This is a genomic window from Micromonospora maris AB-18-032, from assembly GCF_000204155.1.
GTDB classification, from domain to species: Bacteria; Actinomycetota; Actinomycetes; order Mycobacteriales; family Micromonosporaceae; genus Micromonospora; species Micromonospora gifhornensis.
Window position 1 is genome coordinate 6,266,640 of the sequence record NC_015434.1, and the last position, 15,991, is coordinate 6,282,630.

Below are 15,991 nucleotides of genomic sequence, written 5' to 3' on the forward strand. Positions count from 1 at the left end.
GCCTGCCTTCCAGCGGCCGCCCGGACTGCTTCGACGAAAGGGCATATTGGTGGTGACCGCTTGCCCTGCGGTCGCAGGCACCGTACCCGCGAGCGCAGCCGGACGTAACCCCTGTGCGGAAGGTGGGTCTAGCGGCGACCCGGCTGCGGCTCCCAATCGTCGGGCTCATGGTCGTCGTCCGGCCGTTCCGGAACCCGGCAGGACCGCTCCAGCCAGAGCGCCGCCGCCACCAGGGCGACCGAGGCCACCAGGCCGGCGATGCCGGCCGGCCGGTCCTGCTCCGCAGCCCGCGTCGACTGGACCAGCAGCCAACCGGCCAGCCCGGCGTAGAAGCCGGCGAAGATCGCCCCCACCAGGGCGGAGGCCTTGGCGAGGACGACGAACCGGGCGACCATCAGCGGGTTGACCGGTTCGCGGCCCGGTCGCCGTTCGATCCGCCCCCGGGTGTTGATCGCGGCGTACGCCTCCAGCACGGCCAGCCCGGCCAGGGTGACCACCGGCAGCCACGGCAGCGGTGGCAGCCGGTCGTAGTAGATGCTGCTGATCAGCAGCCAGGCGACCGCCGCAGCGGCCAGGGCGGCGACCACCAGGGTGGAGATGCGCGTGGGGCGCATCCGCGACCCGTCGGGCGGTGGGGTCTGGGTCATGCCGGCCACCTGCGCGGCGTGCCGTCACGACGCGCCACGGCACCGCGTTGATCACTCGCTCGCTGCCGCTCGCTCATGTGGTCGACTCTAACGCCAGATCCGGTCGGGGACGCAGTTCCGCGACCTCGGCCGCCGCCGGCCCGGAGGTCAGCAGATCGGTCAACCAGCCGTGTCCGGGCAGCTCACCGTACGGCTGAATGTCGATCCACGGCCGCAGCACGAAGGCGCGCAGATGCGCCCGGGGGTGCGGCAGGGTCAGCTCCGGATCGGCACTGAGCACCGGCTCGCCGTCGTCGGCCCAGACCGCGATCACGTCGACGTCGAGTGTGCGCGGGCCGAACCGACGGTTCGGGTCGCGTACCCGCTCGGCCGCCTGTTCGGCGGCCCGCGCCCGGGTCAACCAGTCGTACGGGCCGGCCTCCGGGTCGGCCACCAGCAGCACGGCGTTCAGGTACGCCGGCTGGTCGGTGTCGCCCCACGGCGGGGTCTCGTACACCCCGGACGCCATCAGCACGTGCTCGCCGAGCACCGTCACGGCGGTACGCAGATGCGCCATGCGGTCCCCCAGGTTGCTGCCCAGGGAGAGGAGGGCCCGGCTCATCGGGCCCGACGCATCGTGACGGCCACGTCGGTGAAGGCGTGCGGGATCGGCGCCTCGGGTTTGCGCACGGTGATCGTCGCGGCGTTGACCCGCGGGTCGGCCAGGCAGATCGTGATCAACCGGTCGGCGAGGGTCTCGATCAGGTTGACCGGCTCCCCGGTGATCACCGCGACCAGCCGCTCGGCGAGTTCGCCGTAGTGCACGGTGTCGCTCACCTCGTCGGAGCGGGCGGCCGGCGCGAGATCCAGTTCCAGGACCGCGTCGACCACGAACTCCTGCCCGGCGACGCGTTCGAAGTCGTACACCCCGTGCCGCCCGTGGGCCCGCAGCCCGGTCAGCTCGATCCGGTCCGTCATCGCCATACCCCCTGCGGATCGCCGGTGGAACCCGCGCCCGCCAGCGCGGTGCCGGCTGCCGGGGCCAATCGTGGACGACCGGTCGCCTGCCAGACGGCCAGGGCGTCCACAGTGGCGCGCACATCGTGCACGCGTACCCCCCAGGCGCCGGCGGCGACCGCCAGCAGGCTGGTGGCGACGGTGGCCGACCCGCGACCGCCGGTGGGTCGGGGTACGCCGTCGGGTCCGGCCAGCAGCAGACCGAGGTACGACTTGCGGCTCGCGCCGAACAGCAGCGGATAGCCGAGTTCCAGCAACTCGGGCAGCCGGGCGCTGAGCTGCCAGTTGTGGGCGGCCGTCTTGGCGAACCCGAGCCCCGGATCGATCACGATGCGATCGGCGGCCACCCCGGCGGCGAGCGCGGCCTCCACCCGCTGGCCGAGTTCGGCGCGTACGTCGGCGACCACGTCGTCGTAGGCGGCCAGTTCGGTCATCCGCCGGGAGTGACCTCGCCAGTGCATCAGCACCCACGGACAGCCGGCGTCGGCGACGACCCGGGCCATGTCGGGATCGGCGAGCCCACCGGAGACGTCGTTGACCACCACCGCACCGGCCGCGAGGGCCGCCGCGGCGACCCGGGCACGGGTGGTGTCGATGCTGACCGGCACGCCGGCGCCGGCCAACTCCCGGATGACCGGCACCACGCGGGCCACCTCGGTCTCGGGGTCGACGCGCTCGGCACCGGGCCGGGTCGACTCGCCACCGACATCAACCAACCCCGCACCCTCGTCACGCAGCCGGACGCCGTGTGCGACAGCGGCCCCGACGTCGGCGTAGCGTCCGCCGTCGGAGAACGAATCGGGCGTGACGTTCAGGACGCCCATCACCACCGGGGCCGGGGCCCGCACCAGATCGGTCACGACTAGACGGTACCGGTCGTCGAGACCGCCGTGATCGACCCGGGTCAGGGCGCTGACATGCGAATTGAAACGTGTGTACGATCGGTCGTCCGGGTCGTATCGGGCAGACTCTTCGCGGCTTGTCGCAAAGGGGGGCGGCCCGTACGCTGTGGAATTGCCCAGCATCGAGATGGCGACGCTTGGAGGGAGGGCCAAAGCGGGGTAATCCGCCCAAAAATCGCCACCTACCGTGGCGAGCTACGCACGCAGGGTCTCGGCCGCTGCGCACAGTAAGCACCGATCCCGCAAGGCTTGCCTACTGCACCACCGCGGCGCCGCCGGCCGCGACTTGGGGAGGTTCCAGTGATCGCCATCGAGCTGATGGAATCGGCGTCGAGCAACGCCGCCCACCTGCTCACCGCCCTGGCATCGTCGATTCCACTCGCGGCCGAGGAGCCGAAGGGAATCAACACCGAGGGCGTCGTCACCTTCTTCGCCAGCAAGATCGCGCCGATCCTGCTCGCCGTGCTTGGCGTCATCTTCATCGGCCGAGCCAGCCGAGGCGAGATTTCGAAGGTGCTGACCAGCTCCGCCATCGCGATCGTCGGACTGGCATTCATCGCCGGAGCCGCCACTCTCTTCTTCATCGGCGACTTCCTGATCAACCTGATCTTCGAATAGGCGCGGGCACGAGATGCGGCTGCGCACCGACGACGACATCTACCGGGCCCGCCTGGTCTATCTCGGGCCGCCCGGCTACACCCTCCCGGTCCACCTGCCCTACGCCCAGTACGGGCTCTTCATGCTGCTCGTTCCCCTCTACATGTTCATCCACTGGCTGTTCACGTTGCAGGTCGAGCTCTTCCCCGCATGGGAGATCGCCCTCGCCATCGTGACCACCTCGTTCGTCTTCCGGTACGTCGATCCGGACCGGCCGGCGCGCATGGTGATCCGCACCGCGCTGACCGACTGGCGACGCACCCGGGAGCCGGCCGCCGAGCAGCGCGACCCGCGTCTGGTCGGAAGCGGGATCAGGATCCGGGAGGAACTGGCATGACCGGCTGCACGCCGTACCGGCCGTCGGAGGGTTTGCCGGCGACAAGCGAAGCGGATCCGCAGCCGCCTCGCCGCCATCGGGTGACCACTGCGAACACGGGCAGGGCGATCGCATGAGCCGCTCCTCCACGCCGGGGTCCCCGGCCGGGCGTTCGGCCGCACCGCACGGTAACCGTGCGCGATCGTTCGACTACCCACAATCCGCAGATCCCGAGGACGCCTCGCTCGATCCGGCGCTGGCCGCCACCCCGGGGCACGGCAGCGTGGGAGTCTTCCAGGCACCCCGCCCGCCGCAGCGCCGGTCGGCACCGGCCGAGCCCTCGCCGGTCGTACCCGCCACCCGCGACAGCGCCGACATCGACTCGCCGTTCCTCGACCTCTTCGGTGGCACCTACGCCCGGCCCGGGTCCGCGCTGCGCGGCAGCGGCCAGCCGGCCCGGGCCCTGCCGCAGCAGGCGACCCCCGCCGCACCGGCTCCGGCGACCCGCCGACCGGCGCCGGCCCCGCTACCCGCACCACCCGTCCCGCCGACGCCGATCGCCGCGCCGGAGCGCCCCGCCGACACCCCTCGCCCGGTGGCCGGCCCGGCGATCGTGCCCCCCGCGCCGACTCCGCCGCCCGTCACCACCGCCACCACCACCAGCGACCGGTTGCCGAGCGCCCGTCCCCCCGCCGACGACCGTCCGCACGACGGTCCACCGGGGGACGCCGCGCCCAGCCGCCGAGCCGGCGCACCGGCCACCCGCGTCGCCAGCCCACCCCGGCAGCGCTCGGCCGACCGTCGGGACCGACCGACCAAGCCGGTCCGGGTCCGCGCCCCGAAGATCAAGTTCGGCGACCGTGATCCGGCGGTGGAGCTGGCGATCACCGAGATCGCCGGCCACCTGACCTTCACCCCGAACACCGTCACCGCCTGGTACTGGCTGCCCGAGGTGCGCTGGGCCTTCCGCCCGGACGCGGAACGCGAGGCGCTGCTCTCGGCGATCTCCGAGCAGTACGCCGGCCTGGCCGGGTTCCGACTGCACCTGCGCCGCACCACCCGCCCCTTCCCGGCCGACGAGTGGGCCCGCACCATCGACGCCCACACCCACTCCCCGCTGCCCGACGTGCCCGGCACGCCGAGCTGGGCCGACCATCTGGTGGCCGCCCAACGGCACCTGCTCTCGGTCAACCATGCCGAGGGCCAGACCTACCTCGGCGTCACCTTCGCCCGTCGCTCGCTCGGCGACTCGCTCACCGAACGATTGCTGCGCACCTTCGGGCGTGGCGTCGCCGAGGGCGAACGGCGCAAGCTGGGCCGTACCGTCGAGCAGTTCGACGAGGTGCTCGGCGCGTTCGGCATGCGGGGCCGGCGGGTCACCGCACAGGAACTGGAATGGCTGCTCTACCGCTCGGTGGCGCTCTGCATGGCCCCTCCGGGTGCGCTCTCGCCGATCACCGACGGGCGTTGGGAACGCGGTGACCTGCTCGCGCTGACCGAGCAGGTGGAGCGCTACCGCACCCCGTACGGCTCGACGGTGAAGCTGGTCAACCGGATGACCGGCGAGGAGCGGCACGTCGCCGTGCTCGCGGTGGGTCGGATGGAGCCGCTGGAGATCCCCGAACGGCACGAGCCCTGGCTGCACTTCCACGAGCGACTGCCGTGGCCGATGGAGCTCTCCACCCGGGTCGACATCCTCGGCTCCGGTGACTCCTTCCGTAACCTCGAACACCGGTTGCGGATGATCCGGTCGCAGCAGCTCGACTACGCCGAGCACGGCATCGACGCACCGCCGGAGCTGGAGCGGCTGGCCAAGCGGGCACTGGTGATCGGCGACGAGATGACCACCGGCCTGCCGGTGGACTCCGCTCGGGCGCACGGTTGGCACCGGATCGCGGTGGGTGGGCGTACCCGGGAGGAGTGCCTGGAGCGGGCCCGCCGGTTGATCCAGCTCTACTCCCGGGAACTGCGCATCTCCCTGCAGCACCCGAAGAACCAGGACTGGCTGGCCCGGGAGTTCATCCCCGGCGAGCCCATCGCCAACACCGGCTACGTGCGGCGAATGCCGGTGCACCTGCTGGCGGCGGCGCTGCCGCAGGCCGCGTCGACGGTCGGCGACCGCCGCGGCGACCTGATCGGACGAACCGCCGGCACCTGCCGTCGGCCGGTCTTCCTCGACCTGCACTTCCCGATGGAGGTACGGGAACGCTCCGGCCTCGCGGTCTTCGTGGCCGAGCCGGGTGGTGGCAAGTCGACACTGCTCGGCGCGCTTGGCTACCTGGCGGCCCGGCGCGGCGTGCAGGTGACCCTGCTCGACCCGTCCGGCCCGCTGGCCCGCCTCTGCGCGATGCCGGAGCTGCGGCCGTACTCGCGGGTGCTCAACCTGACCGGCTCCGAGCACGGCACCCTGGCACCGTACTCGCTGATCCCGACGCCGCTGCGCAGCGAATTCGGTGCCGGCCCCGCCGGGGACCGCGAGTTCGAGATCGCGGTCTCCAACGCCCGGGCCGAACGCCGGATGCTGGTGCAGGACATCTGCATGATGCTGGTACCGCCGCAGGTGGCCCGCGAGGCGTCCACCGCGACCCTGTTCCGGCACGCCGTACGCCAGGTGCCGGCCGAGGAGACCTCCACCCTGGACGACGTGGTCACCTGCCTCGCGCAGCTCGACGACGACGCCGGCCGGGAACTGGCCAACCTGCTGCTGGACACCGCCGAGATGCCGCTGGCCATGCTCTTCTTCGGCCGGCCGCCGGAGGGCCTGCTCGGCGCGGACGCAGCGCTCACCGTGATCACCATGGCCGGCCTGCGGCTGCCCGACCTCAAGATCGAGCGGGAGTACTGGTCGGCCGAGGAGGCGCTGGCCCTGCCGATGCTGCACACCGCGCACCGGCTGGCGGTCCGCCGCTGCTACGGCGGCTCGATGGCGTCCCGCAAGCTGGTGGGCCTGGACGAGGCCCACTTCATGGAGGGCTGGCGGTCCGGCCGCTCCTTCCTCGTCCGGCTCGCCCGCGACTCCCGCAAGTGGAACCTCGCCGCGCTTGTCGCCTCCCAGAACCCTCGCGACATCCTCGGCCTCGACGTCCAGAACCTGGTCTCCACCGTCTTCGTCGGCCGGATCGCCGAGGACGCCGAGATCGCCTCGGAGGCGCTGCGCCTGTTGCGGGTCCCGGTCGACGACGGTTACGAGGCGACCCTCGCCTCGCTCTCCACCGCCGACGCGACCTCCTCCCACCGGCTCGGCTTCCGCGAATTCGTGATGCGCGACGTCGACGGCCGGGTGCAGAAGGTCCGAGTCGACGTCTCCTACGTGGATGGACTCTTGGAGCACCTCGACACCACCCCCGCCGCCATCGCTGCCGCCGCCGGGGTGCTGCCGACCGTGCTGCCTGACCTGGAGGCATGACATGGCGAGGGCCCGGGCACGGATCACGGCGCTCCTCCTGGCGATCGGCGTACTCGCCGGTGCCACGATCAGCTGGCCAGGGCTCACCGCCACACCCGCGTACGCCGCTCCGGTCGCGTACCAGGCCCCCACCGACCTCTGCACCACGGAGGAATGGCAAGCCGACTTCCGCGCCTGCGTCGCCAAGCTCCACCAGGTCGCGGAGAGCGAAGCGACCTGCCTGAACCCACCGACACCGACGGCACCGGACTCCGGCATCGCCGGTTGGTTCGCGTCCCGGCCCGAAGCCTCCAAGCTCGCCGGCCCCAAGGGCTACTACAGCGACTACGGATACGCCGGCTACAGCTACACCACCTACAAGATCGAAACCGGCTGCGCGACCACGCTGCTGCACCCTGACTACAAGTTCACCAACACCATCGCCAACGGGGAATTCATGATCGCCACGGCGATCATCGGTGCCTCGAACGCGTTGCGGGAACGCGCCTGGGATCCGGGGACGATGTGGGGCTGGGCGGATCCGCTTGTGGACCAGGCCACGAAGGCGATCTACCAGAAGGTGTTCAGCGTCTTCGGCATCATCACGCTCTGCGTGGTCGGCCTCTACCTGCTCTGGCGCTCACGCCAGAGCGACATGAGCAGCGCGATGACCACGGCGGGATGGGCGCTCGTGGTGATGGTGGCGGTCACGGCGCTGGCCGCCTGGCCGGTCAAGTCCGCGAACCTGGCCGACGGTGCGCTCATCTCCACCCTCGGCGTCGTACATGACGCCGTCGGGCCGGCATCCAAGGACGTGCCGCCCGATCGCTGCGCCATGCCGAACCCGGATGCCTGCACCGACAAGCGCCCCCCTGCGGTGAGGGCGAGCGACACCGCCACGGAGGGCATGCTCTACCGGAACTGGCTGCGCGGCGTGCTCGGCTCGGCCGACAGCGAGACCGCCCGCAAGTACGGCGCGGCGCTCTACGACGCCAAGTCGCTGTCGTGGGGTGAGGCGGAGAGGATTCGAAGTAATCCCGAGCTTCGCGAAGCCACTATCAACGCAAAGAAGCAGCAGTGGATGACGGTGGCGGCGCAGATCGAACGAGAGGATCCGGAGGCGTACGAGTACCTGCAAGGTGTGCGGGACATGGACCGGGTCGGCGCGGGTTTCATCGCGGTGCTGGCCGCGCTGCTCTTCGCGATGTTCGACCTGACCGCCTCGCTGCTCGTTTTGCTCGGCTTCCTGATCTTCCGGTGGGCGGTGATCGCCGCACCGATCCTGGGCACCATCGGCCTGCTCCGACCGGCCAGCGCCGGTCTGCGCCGGCTGGGCAACGCGGTGGTGGCCGCCCTCTTCAACATCGCCATCTTCGGAACCGGTGCGGCGATCTACCTCTTCGCGGTGGACCTCATCATGAGCACGCCCACCCTGCCCGGCTGGCTCCAGGTGGTGCTTGTCTGGCTGTGCGGTGTGGTGGGCTGGCTGCTGTTGCGCCCGTATCGGCGGATCACCCAGCTCGGCGGCAAGGACAGCAGCGAGGCGGTCAGCTCGGCCGGCTCGTGGCATCGGCGGTTCTTCCGCGACATGCGTACGGCGGCCCGGCTCGATGTCGCCGAGCCGGGCGGCACCACCGAGCCCGCCATGGGACGGCGCCGAACCGTGATGGTGGAACAGCCGAAGGTGCGGCCGGAGGCGCGCCCGGACCCGGTTCCCAGCGGCGCACCTCCCGCCGGCGAACGTTCGGAAAGCCGCGGAGCCAGCGACGACCGAGGCAAGAGCGAGGAACAGCCGCGTCCCGAGAAGCAGCCGGTCGCACCCCGGCCCAGGCGTCGGCAGCCCGCCACCTGGACGGAGCCGGATGTACCCGAGGAGAACCCGTCCTTCGCCATCTACCGTCCGGGTTCGGCTGAACGGACACCCGAGAAGCCAGCACCCCGGATCCGCTCCGAGGCTCGGTGACCGCAGTGCGGCGGGTCATCGAATTCCTGGTCACTCGGCTGCTGCGCTCCCGACTAGGGGTCGCCCTCGGCATTGCCGTACTGGTGCTCGGCGTGGTCGGTGCGGCCCGGCTGGTCGCCGGTCCTGCTGACCCGACGACCGGTTTGAGCAACCGGCCGTCCGAGCCGATCACCACGGTGCATCCGACCGCGGGCGACGACGGTGCGATCTCGACCACCACCACTCCGACCCCGGTGACCAGCCCTGGCGAGGCGAAACCGGAACAGGTCGCGAAACGTTTCGTGGTGGCCTGGCTCGGCGGATCGGGCCTGACCGCCGAGGACTGGCACGAGGGTCTCCGTCCGCACTCCACTGCCACCCTGATGGACAAGCTCGCTGGTGCCGATCCGGCCGGCGTTCCGGCGGGTGAGATGACGGAGGAAGTGACCATCCGGCCGCGGAGCGAGACCTTCGTGGAGGCACTGATCGCGCTCGACAGCGGACGCCTCCGACTCGAACTGGTAGCGCCGCAGGGGCGGTGGCTGGTGGACGCCGTGGACTGGGAGCGGTCATGACCGATGCGAATCCTTCCCGCCGCCGACCGGTGCGGATCGGCGCGTTGGCCGCCGCGCTCACCGCGACGCTGGCGTTCCTGTGCTGCACCGGGGGTGCCGGTGCATTCTTCCTTACCGAGTTGGGCGGCGACGCGGCCGAACAGATCACGCCGGCGAGCCTGGAGTGCACCGGAGACTTCACGGTCGAAGTGACCGGCAAGATGCCCCGGATCCCGCAGTACGGGGAACGCCAACTCCGCAACGCCGCAGTGATCATCAAGGTCGGCCAGGACATGAAGGTGCCGGCCCGTGGCTGGGTGATCGCGGTGGCGACCGCCATGCAGGAGTCCCGGCTGCTCAACCTGGCCAACCGCACGGTCGCCGAGTCTCAGGACATCCCGCACGAGGGCGTCGGCGCCGACCACGACTCGGTAGGGCTGTTCCAGCAACGCGCGTCGTGGGGCACCGTCGCGCAACGAATGAATCCCGAGTACGCCTCTCGGAAGTTCTACGAGAAGCTGGTGGACCTGCCCGACTGGCAGAAGCTCCCGCTCACCGTGGCCGCCCAACGCGTGCAGATCAGCGCCTTTCCCGACGCGTACGCCAAGCACGAGGAACTCGCCGCCCGGATCGTCGACGCATTGGCCGGTGGCGCGGCCCGGACCGCCCTGATCGCCGGGCAGGAGGTGTGTGACGCGGCCGCGTCGGGTGAAATCGCCGCCTCCGGCTGGACCGCCCCGATTCCGGGTGGCGTCGGTTCCGGTTTCCGCACGGCGAGCCGGCCCGGTCACAACGGGGTCGACATCGCAGCCCCGAAGGGCACCCTCATCCGGGTCGCGGCCACCGGTCGGGTCCTGGTCTCCCGCTGCGACCCGGACTGGCGAGGCAGGCTCAGCTGCGACGTGGACGGTTGGCCGAACAAGGGTGGCTGCGGTTGGTTCGTCGATGTCCTGCACGCCCAGGGCATCGTCACCCGCTACTGCCACATGGTGAGTCGTCCTCGGGTCGCTGCCGGCGAGACCGTGGAGGCTGGTCAGGTGATCGGCGAGGTGGGCAGCAGTGGCAACTCGTCCGGACCGCACCTGCACTTCGAGGTGCACACCGATGGCGACCGCAGCAGCCGCAGCGCCATCGACCCAGTGCCGTTCATGCGGTCGAAGGGTGCTCCGCTCAAGGGCGCGGAGTAACCTTTCTGCGTCATGAGCGAGCCACTACCGGACCCGTTCGCCGATCAGCCGGACTGGGCACCGCAACCGCCCCGACCCGTGGAGATCGTTCCGGCTGCCGGCCGAGTGGACCTGCGCGGACAACGGGTGCTGGTCGGGCTGCCCGGCCTCGGCTGGCGAGGTGACCTGCGGGCCGACGAGAAGGTGGTGCAGAACAGCCGCACCTACGTGCCCGTCATACCCGAACACGAGTGGTATCGCGCCGAGTCCGACCAGGTGGAGGTCTTCGCTCCGCTGGTGCCCATCGAACGGGTCTGGGTCGAGACGATCGGCTCAGCGCCCAGCAAGCCGACTGTGGATGGCGGGGGCCTGCGGCTCGTCTCGCTGGATGCGCCGGCACACCGGCCGCCGACACCGGTCTTCGAGGCGGACTCGGTGGTCGGTCGTCGGGTGGTTCACATGGTCGGCGGCGTTGAGCAGCGCGACCTGCGCGCGGTCACCGAGACCTACTCGGGTGCCGAGGGCGACATCTGCGTACGGGTCGCGCCGGAGGTGGAGTGGTACCGCTGGGCCTGGCGCGGCCAACCACCAACCACGTTGGAGGTTCCTGTGCATATGCTGTGGCTGGAATAGCGACAGGTGTAGAGCCTAGTCCTTCCGCCCCGCGGAGCAGATGCGCCAATCGTCACTCAGTTGTAGCCCGAAGCTCCATGACTGACGGTCCGTCTGACGAACACCATCGACATGAGCTGCAAAAACCAGGTCTACTCGCACTTCGGCAGAGTTGCCATTGACAGCCGCCTGAAGCTCTTCCCAACTAACTAGCATTGTGGTCTCGAATCGCTCCTCGCGCGCCTGCAGGTCGCTCCGAAGCAACCGCAGTTGATCGAGGTCCGCGCTGCCTTCACAGGCGAACAGGGTCGCGCGAACATCGTTTTGGTCCACGAGGAACGCCCGTAGATAGCTGTCCACCACCACTACCGGAGAGCTGCGGTCGGGAGTGGTGGCGCGGTCGTAGACGAGGTAGCCGACGACGCCACCGCCCAGACACATCGCCGCGAGCACTCCGGCGACCACCGCCAGCGCCGTACGGACCCGCCGACGTGGTCGCTGTGGTGCTGGCGCGACGGTGGGCGGTGCCAGTTCCTCTGGCGGGGTCCGTTGCGCCGGTACGCGGGAGACCTGGGAACCGGCGGGGGGCGGCACTGATTCCACCCCCTGAGGCTATCGGCTGGAGGCTGTGGACCCAATGCCCCAGATTCAGCAGATCGTGACGGACCCCTGCCGACCGGTGAGATTCACGACAACACCGACGCAGTACCGGCACACGTCCCAGAGGTCCGGCGGTCGCTGGGATACCGTCGTCTCTGCTCGGCCGGGTGGGTGCCGACCTCGGGCGGGAGGAGGTGAACGCGGTGGGCGGTCCGAAGGTACGGGCCCTGCGTGCCGCCGCGTTGCACCGTCGGGCCGCCGCGACGGTCGCGGCCGCGGCCACCAGTCTTGACGACACCCGCCCAGCCCCGGCGGACCAGCGCCGCCAGTACGCGCTGGCCGAACGATTGCGTACCGCTGCCGCCGTACTCGCACCGGATTGGGCGGGCAACGCGCTGGACGGTATCGAGTCGACGACCCGTGCCGGGGAAGCTCCGCCGCCCTTCGTCCGGGTCGGCACCGCCGCGCCGTTGGACGATGCCCGCTTTCCCGCCCTGGTTCCGCTGCTCGGCACCGGCCACCTGACGGTGGACACCGACGCGCAGGACCCCCGGGTGGCCGGCATGCTGCGGGGGTTGATGCTGCGGCTGGTGGCCGCGACGCCGGCCGGGACGCTGCTGGTACGGGCGGTGGATCCGACTGGTGACGTGCTGGCGCCGTTCGGAGCGCTCGGTGATGCCGGGCTGCTGTCGCCGCCGGCCCGGGATGTCGCGGGGCTGCGTGCCCTGCTCGACGAGGCGGAGCGGTGGGTGACGCCGGGCTCGACCGGGCCGCGTCGACATGACCGGATGCTGCTGCTGGTGCTCGCCGGGCTACCCGAGCGCACCGGAAACGATGAGCTGACCCGGATCGAGTCCCTGGCCGAGCAGGGGCCGGCCGCCGGATTGCACCTGGTGGTGGCGGGGTGGCCGACTGTGGACCATGCTCCGCTGCCCCGGGCCACGGCACTGGCGATGCGCACCGGGTATGCGTTGCTGGGCGACGCGCCGGGTGCCGCCTTCGCCGCAGCCGGTTCCGAAGGCGGGTTGAACTCGCCGGTGTTCGTCGAGCCGGACCCACCGGCGGGGCTGGTGGAGGAGGTGTGTCGGCGGCTCGCCGCGCAGGTCGAGGCCGGCACCCGGCTGTCCCTGGCGAGCCTGCTGCCCTCGACTGAGGACGAGTTGTGGCAGGCGGACGCGATCGAGGGGATGAGCACCACGGTCGGTGACGCCGGTGGTCGAGCGGTGTCGCTCGGCTTCACCGAGTTGACGCCACACTGGCTGGTCAGTGGCCGGTCGCGGGCCTGCCGGTCGACGTTTTTGACCACCGCGCTGCTCGGTCTCACCGCCCGGTACGGCCCGGACGAGTTGTCGTTGTACCTGGCCGATCTCGGCGAGGGCGAGTCGTTCGCCGAGTTCCTTCAGACCGAGCGCGACAGGTCCTGGGTTCCGCAGGTGCGGGCGGCGGCGATGGCCGCCGATCGGGAGTACCTGCTCGACCTGTTCGACCAGTTGACTGCCGAGGTCCAGCGGCGGGCCGAGGCTTCCGCCCGCGCGGGCGGGCAGCGGTTCGCGGAGTTGCGCCAGCATCAGCGGCTGCCCCGCATCGTGTGCGTGGTGGACAATCTGCCTCTGCTGTTCGCCGAACGGGACCGGCTGACCGTCGACGCCGCCGCCCGGCTGGACACCTTGACCAGGACCGGTCGGCTGCACGGCGTGCACCTGGTCCTCGCCGGTGAGGCCGATCTGGGCCTGGGCGTACGCACTGAGGGCGGGCAGCGGGATTCGCTGCTCGGCCAGTTCCCGGTCCGGGTGGCGTTGCCCGGAGGCGGAGCGGTGCTGGAGCCGACGAACGATTCGGCGGCCGGGCTCCCGGCGGGCAGCGCGGTCGTCAACACCGCCGGTGGTCTGGGTGGGCCGCGGGGTGCGATTCGCGGACACGAGCGGATGATCCGGTTCCCTGATCCGCAGGACGAACCGGAGGTCGTGGAGGGGCTACGGCACCGGCTCTGGTCGGCCCGTACGGAGGGTGCCGTCCCGCCGGTGGTCTTCGCCGGCTACGCCCGTCCGCAGTTGGGCAATGATCCTCGCTACCGGTCGGCCCTTGCCGGGCGGTCGTTGGCGCCGGCGGCGCTGTTGGGGCGGGCGGTGGATGTCGCGCGGACCACCGCGGCGGTGCCGTTCGGGCCGGCCGCCGGCCGGAATCTCGCGGTGCTGGGTCCTCGGCCCGACGGCAGCCGGCTGCTGTCCGTGGCCGCCCGCAGTACGGCAGCTCACCATCCGCCGGGAACGGCGCGCTTCGTGATCGCCGTACCGGATGTCGAGGCCCGGCCGGTGGCCGACGCGCTGGCCACCGAGTTGGCCGCACGGCATCCGGTCGAGACGGTCGACCTGGCCGGGTTGGTGGCCGTGCTGGACGACGGAGCGCCGGCCTACCTGGTGGTGTTCGGGCTGGATGTGGCGCCTGCGGAGGACCTGCCACCGGCCCGACTGCGGATGTTGCTGCGCGAGGGCCCGCCGGCCGGGCAGCATCTGCTGGGCTGGTGGCGTACGGTGCCGTCGTTCGCGGCGCTGATCGCTGCCGAGGAGACGGTCGACAAGCTGACCGCCGTGGCGGTGGCGGGTGTGCCGGGTGCTCAGCTCACGCCAGTCTTCGGCCGGCCGGTGGAGTGGCGGCCGCGCCCCGATCGGGTGGTGCTCTGGGACGGCCCGGATGAGCAGGGGGTCGTGCTGGTGCCGTACGACGTGCCGGAGGGCGGGCAGCAGGCATGACGATCAGCCAGGCGGGGACCACGCCCGTGCGTCCCGGTCGACAGCGGACAGCCGCGGCACCGACGCCCGAGGAGTCGCTGCCGACGGCGTGGGCGGACTACCTGGCCGCCGCCCGCCAACTCGACGGGGTACGCCGCGACGCGGCGACCGCCGCGAGCGAGCAGGCGCGCACCGTCCAAGCGGCCCGGGAGGAACTGGTCACGGTACGCACCCGCCTGGCGGCCCAGGAGGCGCGCCTGTGTGAGCTGGGCGTACCGCCGATCTCGCTGGCGCCGACCCCGCCGGAACTGTCGGAGGCGACCCGGTCGATGTCCGGTGGCCCGGCGGCGGTGCTCGCCTCGTTGCGGGAGGCCCGGCGGTGGGCGTACGGGGTCGACGACATCCTCGCCGCGCGTGGCCTGTCGCGGGTGGCGCACTTGTCGCCTCGCCCGCGCAACCTGCTGGTCTACGGTCCGTTGGGGCTGCTGGTCCCGCTGCTGCTGATCGCGATCTACCTGGCCGCCGGCACCGGTCCGGTGACCATCCTGGCCCTGGTGGTGGGGCTGCCGGGCCCGGCGGTCGCCTTCGGGGCGGGGTGGCTGGCGGTGGGGCGGCTGTTTCCGTCCCAGCCCGGGGAGCGGGTCGACCGGACTCCCCGGTTCGGTGCCCTGGCCTGCCTGATTCCGGCGGTGGTCGCCACCGCCGGAATCGTCCTGGCCATGCTGGCCACCTGACCGGCCGCCACCGCCCGCAGAGCAGCGACGGCCGATCAGCGAAGAACGCCAGTCAGCGGAGGAAGCCGGTCAGCGGGGATGGATGAGCGCCATCGCCTCGGCACGGGACTTGGCGTCCCGCTGGAGCGTGCCACGCACCGCCGAGGTGATCGTCTTGGCACCGGACTTCTGGATGCCGCGCATGGCCATGCACATGTGCTCGCATTCGAGTACGACCACCACCCCGCGCGGTGCGAGCCGGTCCATCAGCAGGTCCGCGATCTGCGAGGTGAGCCGTTCCTGCACCTGCGGCCGGCGGGCGTAGACCTCGACCAGTCGGGCCAGCTTGGACAGGCCGGTGATCCGCCCGTCCGGGCCGGGGATGTAGCCGATGTGGGCGCTGCCCCGGAACGGCAGGAGGTGGTGCTCGCAGAGGCTCATCACGTCGATGTCCCGGACCAGCACGAGTTCCTCGTGGTTGGCCTCGAAGGTGGTGGTGAGCACGGTGGCCGGGTCGACCCGCAGGCCGGCGAAGAGTTCGGCGTAGGCGCGGGCCACCCGGGCCGGGGTCTGCTGGAGCCCGTCCCGGTCGGGGTTCTCGCCGACCGCGATGAGGATCTCGCGGACCGCCTTCTCGATGCGGGCGAGGTCGACGATCTCCTCGACCGGTCGGCCGGTCAGCCGGCCGTTGACCAGCCGTGCGGCGATGTAGTCGAGGGTGTCGTCGGGTTCGGTTGAGGAGGCGGCCAGCCCCCGCTGCGGGGGGCTGGCC

General features: G+C 71.4%; 14 protein-coding genes and 1 pseudogene. 9 read left to right on the plus strand and 6 right to left on the minus strand.

The window, feature by feature from the left end:
- Positions 1-128 precede the first annotated feature (128 nt).
- From VAB18032_RS27825 to folP, 4 genes are all read right to left on the minus strand, one after another.
- Positions 129-614 carry a DUF3180 domain-containing protein gene (locus tag VAB18032_RS27825; protein WP_415878023.1) on the minus strand — a complete coding sequence of 162 codons (486 nt, stop codon included), beginning with the start codon at positions 612-614 and terminating at the stop codon, positions 129-131.
- Positions 615-720: 106 nt separating this feature from the next.
- The gene (gene folK, locus VAB18032_RS27830) at positions 721-1,248 is read right to left on the minus strand and encodes a 2-amino-4-hydroxy-6-hydroxymethyldihydropteridine diphosphokinase (RefSeq protein WP_013736274.1); all 528 of its coding nucleotides are present in this window, start codon (positions 1,246-1,248) and stop codon (positions 721-723) included.
- On the minus strand, positions 1,245-1,604 hold the full coding sequence (folB, locus tag VAB18032_RS27835) for a dihydroneopterin aldolase (RefSeq protein ID WP_043725941.1): 360 nt from the start codon (positions 1,602-1,604) through the stop codon (positions 1,245-1,247). The genes folK and folB overlap by 4 nt, the downstream gene beginning before the upstream one ends.
- Positions 1,601-2,503: a dihydropteroate synthase gene (gene folP, locus VAB18032_RS27840; protein ID WP_013736276.1), complete on the minus strand. Its 903-nt coding sequence runs from the start codon at positions 2,501-2,503 to the stop codon at positions 1,601-1,603. Before folP ends, folB begins: the two co-directional genes overlap by 4 nt.
- Positions 2,504-2,845: 342 nt before the next feature.
- Between folP and VAB18032_RS27845 the strand changes: the two genes are divergently transcribed.
- The 7 genes and pseudogenes from VAB18032_RS27845 (at position 2,846) to VAB18032_RS27875 (ending at position 11,198) form a co-directional block, all read left to right on the plus strand.
- Complete coding sequence (locus tag VAB18032_RS27845; protein ID WP_013736277.1) at positions 2,846-3,163, plus strand: hypothetical protein; 318 nt, start codon at positions 2,846-2,848, stop codon at positions 3,161-3,163.
- Between the two features lie 13 nt (positions 3,164-3,176).
- Positions 3,177-3,539 carry a hypothetical protein gene (locus VAB18032_RS27850; RefSeq protein WP_013736278.1) on the plus strand — a complete coding sequence of 121 codons (363 nt, stop codon included), beginning with the start codon at positions 3,177-3,179 and terminating at the stop codon, positions 3,537-3,539.
- Positions 3,540-3,792: 253 nt separating this feature from the next.
- A pseudogene (locus VAB18032_RS27855) lies at positions 3,793-6,924 on the plus strand (ATP-binding protein); the annotation flags it as partial.
- Position 6,925: 1 nt separating this feature from the next.
- Positions 6,926-8,866 (plus strand): hypothetical protein, encoded by a 1,941-nt coding sequence (locus tag VAB18032_RS27860; RefSeq protein ID WP_013736280.1) that lies wholly within the window; start codon positions 6,926-6,928, stop codon positions 8,864-8,866.
- The gene (locus VAB18032_RS27865; RefSeq protein ID WP_013736281.1) at positions 8,863-9,420 is read left to right on the plus strand and encodes a hypothetical protein; all 558 of its coding nucleotides are present in this window, start codon (positions 8,863-8,865) and stop codon (positions 9,418-9,420) included. The genes VAB18032_RS27860 and VAB18032_RS27865 overlap by 4 nt, the downstream gene beginning before the upstream one ends.
- On the plus strand, positions 9,417-10,586 hold the full coding sequence (locus tag VAB18032_RS27870) for a M23 family metallopeptidase (RefSeq protein WP_043722175.1): 1,170 nt from the start codon (positions 9,417-9,419) through the stop codon (positions 10,584-10,586). The genes VAB18032_RS27865 and VAB18032_RS27870 overlap by 4 nt, the downstream gene beginning before the upstream one ends.
- Before the next feature lie 12 nt (positions 10,587-10,598).
- Positions 10,599-11,198 carry a hypothetical protein gene (locus tag VAB18032_RS27875; RefSeq protein ID WP_013736283.1) on the plus strand — a complete coding sequence of 200 codons (600 nt, stop codon included), beginning with the start codon at positions 10,599-10,601 and terminating at the stop codon, positions 11,196-11,198.
- Positions 11,199-11,213: 15 nt separating this feature from the next.
- Here the strand turns inward: VAB18032_RS27875 and VAB18032_RS27880 are convergent, their stop codons facing one another.
- Positions 11,214-11,780: a hypothetical protein gene (locus tag VAB18032_RS27880; protein ID WP_415878009.1), complete on the minus strand. Its 567-nt coding sequence runs from the start codon at positions 11,778-11,780 to the stop codon at positions 11,214-11,216.
- A gap of 191 nt (positions 11,781-11,971) precedes the next feature.
- On the opposite strand from VAB18032_RS27880, the gene VAB18032_RS27885 reads away from it, so the two are divergent.
- Both VAB18032_RS27885 and VAB18032_RS27890 read left to right on the plus strand, forming a co-directional pair.
- Positions 11,972-14,527 carry an FtsK/SpoIIIE domain-containing protein gene (locus VAB18032_RS27885; protein ID WP_013736285.1) on the plus strand — a complete coding sequence of 852 codons (2,556 nt, stop codon included), beginning with the start codon at positions 11,972-11,974 and terminating at the stop codon, positions 14,525-14,527.
- Positions 14,524-15,240, plus strand: coding sequence for a hypothetical protein (locus tag VAB18032_RS27890; protein ID WP_013736286.1), 717 nt, complete (start codon positions 14,524-14,526; stop codon positions 15,238-15,240). Before VAB18032_RS27885 ends, VAB18032_RS27890 begins: the two co-directional genes overlap by 4 nt.
- A gap of 69 nt (positions 15,241-15,309) precedes the next feature.
- Here VAB18032_RS27890 and folE read toward each other — a convergent pair whose 3' ends face one another.
- Complete coding sequence (gene folE / locus VAB18032_RS27895; protein ID WP_043722182.1) at positions 15,310-15,969, minus strand: GTP cyclohydrolase I FolE; 660 nt, start codon at positions 15,967-15,969, stop codon at positions 15,310-15,312.
- Positions 15,970-15,991 lie beyond the last annotated feature (22 nt).